This is a genomic window from Vibrio methylphosphonaticus (assembly GCF_023634655.1).
Classification (GTDB): Bacteria; Pseudomonadota; Gammaproteobacteria; order Enterobacterales; family Vibrionaceae; genus Vibrio; species Vibrio methylphosphonaticus.
On the sequence record NZ_JAMKMS010000004.1, the window covers coordinates 258,592 to 273,383 of the forward strand.

General features: G+C 42.2%; 12 protein-coding genes. 8 read left to right on the forward strand and 4 right to left on the reverse strand.

From position 1 onward, the window contains the following. Window positions 1-58: 58 nt before the first annotated feature. Together lpxH and M9196_RS06740 are read right to left on the reverse strand one after the other, a co-directional pair. The gene (gene lpxH, locus M9196_RS06735) at window positions 59-823 is read right to left on the reverse strand and encodes a UDP-2,3-diacylglucosamine diphosphatase (RefSeq protein WP_250616757.1); all 765 of its coding nucleotides are present in this window, start codon (window positions 821-823) and stop codon (window positions 59-61) included. 34 nt (window positions 824-857) lie between these two features. Next, window positions 858-1,352: a peptidylprolyl isomerase gene (locus M9196_RS06740; RefSeq protein ID WP_250616758.1), complete on the reverse strand. Its 495-nt coding sequence runs from the start codon at window positions 1,350-1,352 to the stop codon at window positions 858-860. A 239-nt stretch (window positions 1,353-1,591) separates the two neighbouring features. On the opposite strand from M9196_RS06740, the gene cysS reads away from it, so the two are divergent. The 3 genes from cysS to M9196_RS06755 all read left to right on the forward strand — a co-directional run bounded on the left by cysS (window position 1,592) and on the right by M9196_RS06755 (window position 4,921). After that, window positions 1,592-2,974: a cysteine--tRNA ligase gene (gene cysS / locus M9196_RS06745; RefSeq protein ID WP_250616759.1), complete on the forward strand. Its 1,383-nt coding sequence runs from the start codon at window positions 1,592-1,594 to the stop codon at window positions 2,972-2,974. 88 nt (window positions 2,975-3,062) lie between these two features. After that, complete coding sequence (locus M9196_RS06750; RefSeq protein ID WP_250616760.1) at window positions 3,063-3,641, forward strand: thymidine kinase; 579 nt, start codon at window positions 3,063-3,065, stop codon at window positions 3,639-3,641. Window positions 3,642-4,255: 614 nt separating this feature from the next. Continuing rightward, window positions 4,256-4,921 carry a FadR/GntR family transcriptional regulator gene (locus M9196_RS06755; RefSeq protein ID WP_250616761.1) on the forward strand — a complete coding sequence of 222 codons (666 nt, stop codon included), beginning with the start codon at window positions 4,256-4,258 and terminating at the stop codon, window positions 4,919-4,921. An 828-nt stretch (window positions 4,922-5,749) separates the two neighbouring features. Here M9196_RS06755 and M9196_RS06760 read toward each other — a convergent pair. Then, a complete protein-coding gene (locus M9196_RS06760; RefSeq protein WP_250616762.1) occupies window positions 5,750-7,534 on the reverse strand; it encodes a sodium:solute symporter family transporter in 1,785 nt (594 codons plus the stop codon). A gap of 671 nt (window positions 7,535-8,205) precedes the next feature. On the opposite strand from M9196_RS06760, the gene M9196_RS06765 reads away from it, so the two are divergent. From M9196_RS06765 to M9196_RS06785, 5 genes are all read left to right on the forward strand, one after another. Continuing rightward, window positions 8,206-8,988, forward strand: coding sequence for an oligogalacturonate-specific porin KdgM family protein (locus tag M9196_RS06765; RefSeq protein ID WP_250616763.1), 783 nt, complete (start codon window positions 8,206-8,208; stop codon window positions 8,986-8,988). A 197-nt stretch (window positions 8,989-9,185) separates the two neighbouring features. After that, window positions 9,186-10,280 (forward strand): ABC transporter ATP-binding protein, encoded by a 1,095-nt coding sequence (locus M9196_RS06770; protein ID WP_250616764.1) that lies wholly within the window; start codon window positions 9,186-9,188, stop codon window positions 10,278-10,280. 11 nt (window positions 10,281-10,291) lie between these two features. After that, window positions 10,292-11,269, forward strand: a complete 978-nt coding sequence (locus tag M9196_RS06775) for an ABC transporter permease (protein ID WP_250616765.1) — start codon at window positions 10,292-10,294, stop codon at window positions 11,267-11,269. 11 nt (window positions 11,270-11,280) lie between these two features. Beyond that, complete coding sequence (locus M9196_RS06780) at window positions 11,281-12,171, forward strand: carbohydrate ABC transporter permease (protein WP_250616766.1); 891 nt, start codon at window positions 11,281-11,283, stop codon at window positions 12,169-12,171. A 47-nt stretch (window positions 12,172-12,218) separates the two neighbouring features. Then, window positions 12,219-13,769 (forward strand): extracellular solute-binding protein, encoded by a 1,551-nt coding sequence (locus M9196_RS06785; RefSeq protein ID WP_250616767.1) that lies wholly within the window; start codon window positions 12,219-12,221, stop codon window positions 13,767-13,769. A 179-nt stretch (window positions 13,770-13,948) separates the two neighbouring features. Here M9196_RS06785 and M9196_RS06790 read toward each other — a convergent pair whose 3' ends face one another. Beyond that, entirely contained in the window at window positions 13,949-14,791 is an 843-nt protein-coding gene (locus tag M9196_RS06790; RefSeq protein WP_250616768.1) for an NAD-dependent epimerase/dehydratase family protein, read from the reverse strand. Between the last annotated feature and the right edge of the window lies 1 nt (window position 14,792).

The following is a 14,792-nucleotide window of genomic DNA, read 5'->3' on the forward strand; positions in this document are numbered from 1 at the left end:
TTGGCATCATGATCTCATAAACGTATCAACTATCTTAACGTTTAATAGGTAACGTTGACTATCGATCTGTCGGGTTTTCTGTGGAATGGCTCATGCTTTCAACAAAATTTCGCACTTGTAGTTCCTGTTTTTCAGGTGTGCAGACCAATACAGAGCCTTGCGTGTACCAATCACCGAGGACGATACGCGTATATTCGTCACTTCCAAGATGGAATGTGTGAATATTCGGACGGTGCGTATGACCATGAATCATCATATGTACGTCTTCTTTTTTCATGACGGTTTCCACCGCACTTTGCGCGACATCCATAATGTCGAGCGACTTTTCAACTTTCTCTACACGGATATCGCCTTGTATCTTATTAACAATACGCCGTCTTGTAAAGAAGGGGAGGCGATTAAAAATCCATTGCAGCCAAGGCTGATTAACCTTGGCTCGATAAGCTAAGTATTTAGTGTCGTCAGTGCAGAGCGTATCGCCATGTAACACCACGACTTTTTTACCATATAGGTCAATCACGGTTTGCTCATGTAACAGCGTGACTCCTGTATCGCGACAAAAGCGCTTACCAAGTAAGAAGTCTCGATTGCCTTGCAAAAAAAAGCACGGTACGCCTGAGTTGGTCAATTGTTTAAACTCATGTCGAATAGACTGAGCAAAATCAGATGGGTCATCATCGCCGATCCAGAATTCAAATAAATCCCCCAGTACATACAAGGCGTCAGAATGTATCGCTTCATTACGCATAAACTTAATGAAGCATTCTGTCGTATTGGGAAGAGAAGGAGAGAGGTGCAGATCGGATATAAATAGTGTCGTCATAATAAAAAGGGGAGAGCCACGCTCTCCCTCACCGTTACTCGTGAATCGTTGTGCCGGTAATTAGCACTTCTTCTAGTGGGACATCTTGGTGCATACCCATAGAACCAGTGCTAACGCCTTTGATTTTTTCTACGATATCTAGACCTTCAACAACTTCAGCAAATACGCAGTAACCCCAACCATCAAGGCTCTCTGAACGGAAGTCTAGGAATTTGTTGTCGTTTACGTTGATGAAAAACTGCGAGCTAGCAGAATGTGGTTCCATTGTACGAGCCATTGCCAATGTGCCTACTTTGTTACTTAGACCATTGTTTGCTTCATTTTTGATAGTGGCACGTGTTGTTTTTTCTTTTAGGCCAGAGGTCATGCCGCCGCCTTGGATCATGAAACCATCGATAACACGGTGGAACAAAGTGTTGTCGTAAAAACCATCACGGCAGTACTGTAGGAAGTTTGCACTTGTTTCTGGTGCTTTCTCTTCGTTTAATTGAACCTTGATGTCGCCGAAATTAGTGTGAAGGGTGATCATGATGAATACCTATTATCGTGTTTTTTATGTTGAAACCACGATTCTAGCTTAACTGAGGTGACAAGCAAACGGTCAAATACACAGATCCGTCTCTCAGTGGGTGGTTTTTATCCGATATTGGGGAGTTCGGGGTTTGGTGAAGACAATTTGTGAGTTTTCTTCGTTTAAGCGCTCCATTCTGGTGAGGTTTATGGTTATAATCGACGATACTTTTGAACGTAATAATCTAGATAGAGATCATGTTAAAAATATACAACACATTGACGAGACAAAAAGAGGAATTCAAACCTATTCATGCTGGCAAAGTTGGTATGTATGTCTGTGGGGTCACTATCTACGATCTCTGTCATATTGGCCACGGCCGCACGTTTGTATCTTTTGACGTCGTATCTCGTTACCTTCGATACGTTGGTTATGATCTAACATTTGTGCGTAACATCACTGACATTGATGACAAAATCATCAAGCGAGCGAATGAAAATGGCGAAAGCTGTGATTCACTTACTGAGCGTCTAATCGGCGAAATGCACGCAGACTTTGATGCGTTAAATATGAAGCGCCCTGATATTGAGCCTCGTGCAACTCAGTTTATTGAAGAAATCGTTGCTCTGGTTGAGCGTCTTATTGAACGTGGTTTTGCGTATGTTGCCGACAACGGCGATGTGATGTTTGAAGTTGGTAAGTTTGACGATTATGGTCGCTTGTCCAAGCAAGACCTCGAGCAGCTTCAAGCTGGTGCTCGTGTTGATATCGAAACGGCAAAACGCAGTCCATTGGATTTTGTATTGTGGAAAATGTCCAAGCCAGGTGAACCTACGTGGGAGTCACCTTGGGGGCCAGGTCGTCCAGGTTGGCACATTGAATGTTCAGCAATGAACTCTTCTATCCTTGGTGATCACTTTGATATCCATGGTGGTGGCTCTGATTTGCAGTTCCCTCACCATGAAAATGAGATCGCACAATCTTGCTGTGCCCATGACACGCCTTATGTGAACACATGGATGCACAGTGGCATGGTAATGATCGACAAAGAAAAAATGTCGAAGTCATTAGGCAACTTCTTTACGATTCGTGACGTATTATCGCACTACGACGCGGAAACAGTTCGTTACTTCCTCATGTCTGGTCACTACCGTAGCCAACTGAACTACAGTGAAGATAATCTGAACATGGCGCGAGCAGCGCTAGAACGTCTATACACGTCATTGCGTGGCTTGGACTTGAATGCGGAACCGACGGGTGGCGAAGAGTACGTAACAAGATTTACCACTGCGATGAATGATGATTTCAATACGCCAGAAGCCTATTCAGTATTGTTTGATATGGCTCGAGAAATCAATCGATTGAAAACGGTAGATGTTGAACAGGCTAGTCAGATCGGCGCAGTAATGCGTGAATTAGCAGACATTATCGGCATTTTGCATCAAGATCCTGAAGCATTCCTAAAAGGAGACGCGGGTGATGATGATGAAGTCGCTGAGATTGAAGCATTGATTAAGCTTCGTAATGATTCACGTGCATCTAAAGATTGGGCCAATGCTGATGTAGCGCGTAACAAATTGACGGAAATGGGGATCGTTCTTGAAGATGGCGCTGCTGGTACAACATGGCGTCGTAAATAACTCGTCCGTGTTTTGAACGAAACGTAAGTTATAATCTAGCCCTTGCATGACAAGGGCTTATTTTTAAGTTTAGATGTGGTGTAACATTTTGGCTCAGATGTATTTTTATTACTCAGCAATGAATGCGGGTAAGTCTACAACTCTTCTTCAGTCTTCGTTTAACTATCAAGAACGAGGAATGACCCCAGTTATTTTTACTGCGGCTTTGGATGATCGCTATGGCGTTGGCAAGGTAAGTTCCCGAATTGGCTTACAATCTGACGCTCAACTATTTCGTCCGGAAACCGATCTCTATGATGTGATTACAAAGCTCCATGCTGAGAATCCACGCCATTGCATTTTGGTCGATGAATGCCAGTTTCTGTCGAAAGAGCAGGTTTACCAGCTAACCGAAGTCGTTGATAAACTCCGTATACCCGTTCTATGTTACGGTCTAAGAACCGATTTTCTAGGTGAACTGTTTGAGGGAAGCCGATATCTACTCGCGTGGGCAGATAAACTGGTTGAACTTAAAACTATTTGTCATTGTGGTCGAAAAGCCAATATGGTGATTCGTACTGACGAACATGGAGTGGCGATTGCTCAAGGTGATCAGGTTGCAATTGGTGGTAATGACCAATATGTTTCCGCGTGTCGTCAACATTACAAAGAGGCGCTGGGTAAATAGCGCTCATTTGGTTCAGTAGTCCTTCTCATGGATGCGTTAGGCGTTTACACAGATAGCCCATGTGAATGAACATACAGAGTTAGGGATCATAGAGGCCAGTAACGATTGTTACTGGCTTTTTTCGTCGGATTTTATCGGCCAATGTTTAGAGTGAAGCCTTGTCGACGACGATATATCATACAAACATCGTCATCCGAATCACCATTGGTGTATTGCTTGTAGACGGCAGTTTTAAGTTACTGATAATTATAACTAACGTCACAGTATCTTGCCATTAGTTCAATGACTTGTACGGCCTCTGGTGAATCTTAATGTATTACAGGTATCGTCATTATATTACCCGCTCTATCAACGAGTAAGTCATGTTTTCGGATTAATCTAGCAGAAGAACGCATTGTTATATTATTAAATCCTCAGTTATATGTTGTCGAATTGCGGAGGGGAATAGGACTTAATAGCCTATGAAATTTACGTTATATAAGGTTTTAATATAGCGATGATGTTTAAAATAGCGCCATTCGAGTGACGTTAAGTTCACATAATAACGTACTCCATGTGTTGAGAACTCATAAAAATGGTAATATGATGTAAATCTTTTTGGTTAAAGTGAAGTCATGGAACGGCAGAAATCTAATATATACAATACGGTCTGTAATGATATCGCTAAGAATATTATCACAGGTAAGTATAATGACGGTGTTTTCCCTACAGAAATGGAACTATCCAATTATTACTCTGTTAGCCGGAATAGCATTAGAGAAGCATTAAAAACGTTATCGTCTAAGGGGTTACTGTGTTCGAAGCAAAAATCAGGAACAAAAGTCACGCCAAGAAGTGACTGGAATTTCCTTGACCCACAGCTGTACGAGTGGTTCTCAGAACTTCCTGAAATGAGTTCTGTAATAACTAAGATGTTGAAAATGCAGGGTATTTTGATTCCAGAAGCGTGTGCGGATGCGGCTATTAATGCCACAAGCGAGCAGCGTGTACATCTGTCAAAAAACTATCAACGACTTTCATATCATTTATCTCATTCACCAGAAAATAATCAACAGACTAAAAAAATACTTGGTGATTATTATAAGTCTATTTTTATAGCGTCCAATAATGAATTGTTTTCATCATATGCAAAAATACTGGATATTATTTATTCATCGACGGGGGATGATATAGGTGAGGGTAGGTGTTCTAAGATCGAAAACTATCAAAAGTTATATAATTCTATTATGGTGGCGGACGAGGATTCAGCAAGAAAAGCGGCAAAAACTCTTTTTTATTAAAAAAACCAAAAACCAAAAATAAAGCTCACAACCATGTGGGCTTTATTTTTGACTTTTCTATACCAGTAAAGCTGTTACTCGAAAATATTGACAAGCCTTGTATCAAGTGAATGAGTTAATCGGTATTTTTTATGAGGCGTTCTGTCATTTCTAGGTTCAGGTCACTTTAAAAGTAAAGCCGTTGTCGAAATCAAGAGCGCTATCGAAGCCAAACTGGTTATGCATATCAAGGTGGTTACTAATATTAAGTTAGTTTCCAATACTAAGATAGTTTCCAAGACTAAGTTAGTTTCCAAAACTAAGGTAGCAACAAAGGTAGTTACTAAGATTAAGCTAGTTACCAATACTACCAATAGATATTGTCGGACATATTAATTCTGAAATAAGAGTGTAGGATATTGTCGGACATATTGATTTTCAGATAAGAATCTCGGTTTCCCACCCTGCATAGCTAACGGTAATGTTCAGCATCATGTTTGATGCCTCAGCTGATAGGTAACGGTATAGTGTCAATAATTATGATGAATAATATGACTTCTTATCGACGCTGTCATCGTTCGCCCCATTGTTAACACCAAAAACTACTATCTAATTAGTTAACAACCTAACAACCTAACAACCTCGAGCGACATCACCTCTCATTTAGTCTTACTCATTAACCAACGCATGTCATTACGGGAAATACGGTAGCTCAATATTGGCGCTAAAGTATTGATTATCCGAAGTTAAGACAAAAAAATAGGAAGGCCCGATTCCTTCCTATTTTTAACTTTATTGTCTAGTTAGTTTTTAACCCAGTTGTTTAACCAAGTTGTTTAACCAAATTGTTTAGTTAGACGCTTCAGCCTCATCTAATGCTTGTTCAGCATTCTGGTCTACCGCTTTAACCAATAGGATACCTACGCCGGCTACGATAGCACCACACAATATGAACACTAGGCGTCCCCAGATTGGGTTAGAAAGTAGAGCCATAAAGCAGATAGCAATACCAGCTACAGCGATTAGCTTGCCAAGCATTTGACGTTGCTTGTTATCAAGCTTCTTCTGTGCCACAGATTCTGATACTAACGGTGTCTCCAGGTTACCAAAGAACTTATCTACGTCAGCTTGACGCTTCTCGGTTAATGGCTTGTAGAACAAGGTAGATAGAACGAAGAAGCCACCAGTTAATGAGATGTGAGCAATTAGACCAATCGCAACTTTCACATCAGACCATTCACGTTTAGTTAATTCTTCTAAACCAAATGCTGCAGAGACCATCTCAGCGTTGATTACAAAACCAACAACGTAAGAAACGATACCACCGACGATGAGTGTACCCCAACCAGCCCAGTCTGGCGTCTTCTTGATGAAGAAACCAAGGAATGCAGGGATAGTCATTGGGAAGCCAATGAGTGCGCCAACATACATCATTGTATCAAATAGGCTTAAACCTTTAAGCGAGTTGATGAACTGTGCAATTAAGATGATAGCGATGCCGAATACGGTCGATGTAATCTTAGAAACAGTCACAAGTTCTTTTTCAGACGCTTGATGTTTACGAACAATTGGTTCGTAGAAGTTTTTAACGAAAATACCTGAGTTACGGTTTAGACCTGAATCCATTGAAGACATCGTTGCTGCAAACATTGCGGCAACAAGTAATCCAACCATACCTGCTGGCATGTATTCTTGTACAAAGTATAGGTAAGCGAAGTCACCTGCTTTGCTACCTTGGTCAGGGTAAGCCACTGCTAGATCAACACCTTGACCTGCGATATACCATGAAGGCATGAACCAAATAAACACACCACAGAACATAAGAACACACGCTAATAGAGCGGCTTTCTTTGCATTCTTTGAGTCTTTTGCCGCTAGGTAGCGATAAGAGTTCAGCATGTTGTTAGTGATAGAGAATTGCTTCACAAAGATGAAGAATGCCCAAATACTAAAGATGCTTAGGTAGTTTAGGTTGTTACCAGATAGGAATGAACCGCCTTCTTGGATAGGGAAGTTATTAACGATTTCGCCAACACCACCACCTTGAACCACAGCTACAACGGCACACGTTACCGTTACTGCCATGATAATAACCATTTGCATGAAGTCAGATGCGATAACAGCCCACGAGCCACCTGTTACAGACATCGCGAGTACAACTAAACCTGTCACCCAAATAGTGAGGTTCATGTCGAAACCAAAAATACCTGAAGCGATAATAGCTAGCGCATTGAGCCACACACCCGCAGATACAACGCTGTTTGGCATTGAAGACCAAGTAAAGACCTGTTCATTGGTTGCGCCGAAACGCATGCGAATAGCTTCGATAACAGTCACGACACGTAACTGACGGAACTTAGGAGCGAAGTATGCGAAGTTCATAAAATAACCAAACGCATTCGCTAGGAAGATAACCGCAACTGCAAAACCATCGTTATAGGCTTTACCTGCAGCACCTGTAAATGTCCAAGCACTAAACTGTGTCATAAAGGCGGTGGCACCAACCATCCACCAAAGCATGTTACCTCCCCCTCGAAAGTAATCACTGGTTGTGCTTGTGAATGTACGAAACATCCATCCTATTGCCATCAAAAATAGGAAGTAGATTCCTACAATAGCTGTATTTAAATCCATGGTATGTAAATCCTTGTGTTTTTACCTGTTGTTACAATCCAATATACATAGTTACGTATGTCTTTTGTAATACAATAAGGGTTAACGTGATCGGATTATCACTTTTAGCGGTGAACAATGCCAACTTAGTTAACTGGATCAAATTTCGCGGAGCAACGTCGACCTGTCATGTTGCGAAACAAAAAAATACAGCTAGAAATAGTGTGAAAGCATAACTTTTTTCAATTATGCAACATGTGGCAATTAGTCTTGTAGCGTGAAATGTACGAAAAATTAACCACTTATTCATGGTTTTTATGGATTTTCTTCTAGGTGATAATTAGAGCTATTACCATTTAAAAGTGTTAGCAAGTGTGAAAAGTGTGACCGTTATCTTTATATCAATAAAAAATAGAATGAGTAGCACGAAATATTGAACTAATTCACAGAAAGAAGATGCATTGCTTATTAGTATTTGTCATACATTAATTCAATATTAAAAATACAGAGTTTGGAGCAAATGAGGTTGAGCTTGTGTTCCGTTGCAAGCTGGTCTTCTGAGTTCTATTTATGTCACTAATTTTAAATAACCTTTTAAGTAAGGTTCATTGTTTAGGACGCGATAAGTAGTAGGCGTCTATTACTCAACTCGACACGTGAAATTTAATACACTATATAAAGGAAATATTAGTATGAAACTCAAGCAATCGGCTTTAGGTGTTGCACTTGTATTATTGGCTGGCTCTGCAGCAGCGACTAGTTTAGATTATCGTACAGAATATAAGCATGAGTCAGAAGATTGGGCTCACCGTATTAAGATTAGTGATTCAACGAAGGCATTTGGTGGAAAACTAGCCTTTGGTGTTGAGCAAAAATTCCAAAGTGAACAAAATGACAATGAGCTTAAGAGTCAGGATTTTTGGAAAGGCGTAGAACGTGGGGATTCAGAGTTTTCATGGGACTGGACAAAATCAGTTGGTGAAAGTGGTAAATGGTACATTCAACCTGGTATGCCGGTTACGTTTGGTAGTACTAAAACAACTTGGAAACCTCAATTCCGCGTAGGCTATAAAGCTGATTTCGGTTTGACTACCGCATTGCGTTATCGTCACGAACTACAAATGTTCAATAAAAATGCTAGCAGCGCAACCTTAGCTGGAGGAGCTGGCAAAGTCGAACGTGCTGACTCGACTGTTCAACAAGGAAAACTAACACTTACAGGTTCGTACAAATTTGCTAAAGATTCTTCGTTTAAGGATTTGAAACTTAGTTATGAAGCAAACTATAACTATAACTACGACGACATTCGTCTCTCAAATGATAATAACTGGGAATGGGATCTGGGTATTAAAGCCGGCTATGTAATCGGAGACTTCCAACCATATCTAGAGCTTTGGACTATTAAAGGACAAGACGGTAGTTCAACGGATGAGCGTCAGCTAAGAACACGTGCAGGTATCAAGTACAGCTTCTAATCATTTGATTGCACATTAATATCGGTGAATTAATACTGTCCTGCCTTCGTATTAATTCATCGATATCACCATTATAAAAATTAAGTTCGTCAATATAACAAGGAAGTTATATTGCTCCACAATTTAATAACAACTTCCTTTTATTTGATTAATCCAATTAAAAATTCTGTTTTCTGTAACGAAGACAAGGAGAAGTTATGTCTGGTGTTCAGCTAAATAACATCGTTAAGGCGTACGGCGACGTAAGTGTCGTTCACGGAATTAATTTAGAAGTAAAGTCAAAAGAATTTATTGTGTTAGTTGGGCCTTCAGGATGTGGCAAATCAACAACACTTCGGATGCTAGCAGGGTTAGAAGAAATAACGGAAGGTGATATTCACATCAGTGACAGAAAAGTTAACGATGTGGCCCCAAAAGACCGTGATGTCGCGATGGTGTTCCAAAACTATGCCCTTTATCCTCACCTTAGTGTGGCGGAAAACATCGCATTTGGCCTACGAATTCGCAAAGTACCCAAAGACGAAGTCACCAAAGCCGTGAACGACGTTGCAGAAACCCTTGGCTTAACTGAACTTCTTGAACGCCGACCGGCCGATCTTTCTGGTGGACAACGTCAACGTGTCGCCATGGGACGTGCAATTGTCCGACATCCCAAAGTTTTCCTATTTGACGAACCGTTATCTAATTTGGATGCCAAACTTCGTACACAAATGCGAGCAGAAATTAAACGTCTCCATCATCGCCTGGGCGTTACAAGCGTTTACGTTACACACGATCAGGTTGAAGCGATGACCCTTGCCGATCGAATTGTGGTGATGAGTAACGGTAAAATAGAGCAAATTGGCACGCCAATGGAACTATTTAATAGCCCGGTCAATACCTTTGTCGCAACCTTCATTGGTTCTCCCCCGATGAATCTAATAGAGGCTCGAGTCGAGTTGCGTGAAGATGGTTGGTATGCAGAGTTTGAAGAGATTCATTGCAAACTCCCTAATGTAGCGGGATTGGAACACAATAAAAACATTCTCCTTGGTATTCGCCCAGAGTACATTGAGATTGAGCCGGTAGAAAATGCCAGTAAAATCCCCGTGCATATTGAATTAGTCGAGACGCTCGGCTCAGAGGCGCTTCTTCATACCAAATTCGTCGGTAAGCCTTTTGTCATAAAAACGGAAACTCATGGACGAATTGATCACCTTGATCACATCAACACGCTTTACTTCCGAGAAGACGCGTTGACCGTTTTTGATAAAACGACAGGTTACGCACTCGAACGCATTGCCGTGAATTAGGGAGAGAGGTTATGGATAACCTTCATCAAAATACGGAACAAACGCTGCCGCGTCGTTCTGTTGAAAATACATTCCAGAAAAAGTTGAAGTGGCTTATTCAGCACTTAAAACGCGAGTGGCAGCTCTATGTACTGCTTGCGCCGACGGTTATTTGGTTCTTGGTATTTCTCTATAAGCCAATGTATGGCTTACAAATAGCTTTTAAAGACTACAGCATCTTTAAAGGCATCACTGAGAGTCCTTGGGTTGGATTAGAACATTTTTATACGTTGTTTGAAAATGATCAATTCCTTCGAGCGATTCGCAATACTGTCATGATCAGTGGCGTCAGTCTTATTTTTGGTTTTCCAGTACCAATCATATTAGCGTTGATGTTTAACGAAATATTGAATGCCAAATTTAAACGAACAGCACAAACCATTGTTTATCTTCCTCACTTTATTTCTGCGGTAATCATCGCAGGTATTGTCATTACCGCTTTTTCCCCCTCAACAGGGGTGGTGAATCTGTTCTTAAACGCCTTGGGTTACGATTCCGTTTACTTCTTAACCAAACCTGAGTGGTTCCGCACGATTTTTGTGGGGACGGGAATTTGGCAGGAAGCTGGCTTTAGTTCGATCGTATTCCTTGCTGCAATTGCTGGTGTTAACCCGTCACTGTACGAGTCTGCAGTAGTCGATGGGGCATCTCGTTGGCAAATGATGTGGAAAATCACGCTGCCATGCATCTTACCCACCGTCATCATCATGTTGATTATTCGTATCGGTAACATCTTAGAAGTTGGCTTCGAAATGATCATAATGCTCTATCAACCCGCTACTTACGAAACCGCAGACGTTATTAGTACCTTTATTTACCGTCAAGGTATTCAGGCTGCTCAATATGATCTCGCTGCCGCCGCCGGTCTGTTTAACGCCATTATTGCCTTTATTTTGGTGATGACCGCAAACAAAATCAGCCGCCGCGTTTCTTCAACGTCGCTTTGGTAATGGAGTAAGTTATGAGCCAAGCAATGAACATGAATCTTTACTCCCGAGGCGACAAAGCATTCGTCTATCTAAATATGTTTTTAGTTGGGATCTTTACCATCAGTACTTTGTACCCCTTTATCTATGTCGCCTCTATGTCGATCAGTGCAGGGGATGCGGTAACGGCAGGTCAAGTGGTGCTGACTCCCGTTGACATTACGTTCGCGGCGTATGAGAAAGTGTTATCGGATCCAGCATTTTGGGGATCGTATAAGAACACCTTTATCTATACCTTTGGCGGTACGATAGTGAGCTTATTGATCATCGTCCCTGGTGCGTACGCGCTGTCAAGGCCTCAGCTTTTGGGTCGTAAGTATTGGAACATCCTTGTCGCTTTTACCATGTGGTTTAACGCTGGCATGATTCCGTTCTTTTTGAATATGCGCGACTTAGGCTTACTCGATAGCTACTTAGGTATCATCATCGGTTTTGCGTGTAACGCCTTCAACATCATCCTGCTGAGAAACTTTTTTGAAGCAATACCAACGTCGTTTGAAGAAGCGGCTCGCATGGATGGAGCCAATGACTTCCAGGTACTTTGGAAAGTGTTTATTCCACTCGCCAAGCCGGCCCTAGCCACCGTCACTCTATTTTGTATTGTGGCGCGTTGGAATGGTTTCTTCTGGGCGATGGTGTTACTGCGAGATGAAAGTAAAGTCCCTCTGCAAGTTTACTTGCGCCAGATCATCACTCAGTTGACCGACGACGATACGTTCGCCAGTACTTTGATCAATTCAGCTTACTCATTTGAAACGGTCAGTGCGGCGATCATGATTTGTTCAATCATTCCTGTGCTTCTGATTTATCCGTTCATTCAAAAGTACTTCAACAAGGGAATTATGCTGGGTGGGGTGAAAGAGTAGCCCCTCTTGCTAATACAACAATAAAATAACGAGAAAGGAAACAAAAGATGAATGTAAAAATCACTGCGTTGTCTACCGTTATCGCTGCGACGCTGGCGGCACCGGCACTGGCAGCAGAGGATGGTGCTTACAAAGTGGCTGATAAGCCGATCAAGCTCGACATCCACCTACACCAAAAGAAATTTGTCTACAACAACGATTGGCCAGTAGAAAAAGAAGCAGCGCGGCTTACCAACGTTCAATTAAACAATGTTGCTTCTATGGCGACGACAAAGAGTGAAGAAGCGTTTAACTTACTGATTGCCTCTGGTGACCTTCCCGATATTGTTGGCGGGTCGAGTATGAAAAACAACGTTAACACTTATGGTCCAGAAGGCGCATTCGTTCCACTTAATAAGTTGATTGAAGAACATGCCCCTAATATTAAAGCGTTTTTTGATGCTAACCCAGATGTGTGGGCGTCGATAAAGGCCTCCGATGGCAATGTCTATTATATTCCTTACCTCCCCGATGGTAAGTATGGCCGCGGATATTTCGTCCGTTATGACTGGTTAAACAAACTTGGTCTAGAGCCGCCGCAAAATGTCGACGAGATGTACGAAGTATTAAAGGCATTTCGTGATAAAGATCCAAATGGTAATGGCAAGAAAGATGAAGTGCCATTCTTCGCGCGCCATTGGCAAGAAATGATTCGTCTGGTGACGTTGTGGGATGGACGAACGTCAGGATCCGATGTATTCCATGATTTTCATGTTGTTGATGGCAAGATAAAACATGGCTATGCGGGCGAAAATTACAAAGAAGGCATCAAAAACTTAGCAAAATGGTATGACGAAGGGCTAATTGACGCTGAAGTATTTACTCGTGGAAGCCGCTCTCGCGAATATCTATTATCAGCTGATTTAGGTGGGATGACCCACGATTGGTTTGCATCCACATCAGGCTACAATGATTCACTCGCAGATAAAGTTGAAGGATTCGAGTTTAAAGCGTTTGCGCCACCAGCATCCGTCAGTGGTCAGCGTGTTGAAGAGCACCGTCGAGCGAAAGTGAAGCCGGATGGTTGGGCAATCTCATACACGAATGAACATCCGATCGAAACCATACAATATTTTGATTTCTGGTTTACACAAGATGGTAAACGTCTTGCTAACTTTGGTATTGAAGGGGAGCACTATGAAGTCGTAGATGGTAAGCCGACCTTTACTCAAGCTGTATTGGAAGCTGACACCCCAGTCAACGCTCAGATGTGGGCGATTGGTGCGCAAGTACAGCGTGGCTTCCCGATGGATTATCAAAATGAAGTTCAGTGGTCGAATAAATATGCGCTAGAAGGTATTGCGTTGTATGACCAAGGCGACTATTTACTCGAACCCTTCATGGGGGTGTCATTAAGCGCCAGAGAGAAGGATGTGTATGATAAGCACTGGGTGACTATTCGTGACTATATGGTGGAAATGCAACAAGCTTGGATTCTCGGTTCACGTGATGTTGAAAAAGATTGGCCAAAGTATCAAAAAAGCATAGAGCGCATGGGTTACAGCAAGGTCGTCAGTGCGATGCAAACGGCTTATGACCGCGCTTACAAGGCAAAGTAGTAAAGTCAGTGTAGGAGAGTAATCTCAAACGCTAAAAAAGGTCTAGCCAGTGAGCTAGACCTTTTTGTTGTGACCTTCTTCATTGATGCGATTCAATGGTGTTCGCTATTTATTGAGCGATCAGTGGTGGTGCTTAACGGTGATACGTTGGTGTTGTTACACGATATTGTTCGTTTTTATTATAACGCGTCCAAAACATGCTGATATTTGAAGTGATAGCCCAGTCGTTGCAGCTTATCGCTGGATATGGTTTTTCCTGGCTTGGAGTTGACTAAATTGAGAGAGGTGTCTAGTCCTGCGGAACGAAGGGCCGCTCTGTAGAACGTCACTTTGTCACAGGTAGCCGGTGTGGTGGCATTGACGACGCCGGACTGGATGTTTTCGAGTGAAAATATGATGGCATTAATGGCATCATCAAGGTGTAACATATTTGCCGAGGCTTGATTACTTACCGATTTGAGCTTTGAGGCAAACCTAGAAGGGTGGCGGTTTGGACCAAATAAGCCACTGCAACGAAGAATGGCATAGTCCAATGTCGAGTTTCGAACGTGCTCTTCTGCTGTCAACATGATGATGGACTTAGCGCTAAATTCCTCACGTCCACGTGCGATAGGCAGCCTTGCCATGTCTTCTGTCATGAGTTCAGCCGTTTCAGGATAGACCGTTGTTGAACTAATCATGATGATTTTATCGACCTCCAAGCGCGTTGCGACTTGGCAGAGTTGGCTCCATTGGGCGGCATAGAGAGCCCCACCACCTTGCCGAAAGCCTGGGGGGAAACAGCCAATAATAGTGGTGATTTGTTTGTTGACGAGTTGGTTGGATAACGCAAGTACGTCACTTTCGTCTCTAAGTGTATTGAGATCCAAGCACAGACCATCTATACCATTTTCAGAGAGAATGTCGCAGCCTTGCTCAGAAGTGCGTGTCGCAATCACTCGATATCCACGGCTAATTAATGCCTTACTAAGAGGAAGGCCTAGCCAGCCGGCACCCACAATGAGTATCTGATTTCCATTCATA